Annotated in this window: 1 protein-coding gene; it reads left to right on the top strand. The window is 60.8% G+C overall.

What is annotated here, in order from left to right; all coding sequences use genetic code 11:
• A partial coding sequence (locus ACZ3HH_RS30555) for a hypothetical protein (protein WP_465810391.1) occupies nt 1-260 on the top strand: 260 nt, incomplete at both ends.

The raw sequence follows: 260 nt of genomic DNA, 5'->3' as shown, positions 1-260 counted from the left end.
AAGGCGACGGGAAAGTTCGCGGATGAGATCGTCTGCGACTCGCACGAAATCTCGCGCCGCTGGTCGGAGGAGTTCCATCGCGACGGCGTGTTCATTCCCTACGGGGGCGATGTGATCGAAGATCTCCCCGTCGAACCTGGCTTCGAACACCGTGGATACGCACTGGTTGTGGCGCGGTTCGTACCGGAAAACACGATCCCCGAATTCGTCGAAGCTGCGGAAGAGATCGCCCGCGACGTGCCGGTGATTATCGTCGGGTC

The organism is Pseudomonas sp. PME37.24/025, from assembly GCF_055556615.1.
This window is presented reverse-complemented; position numbering and strand designations above follow the sequence as displayed.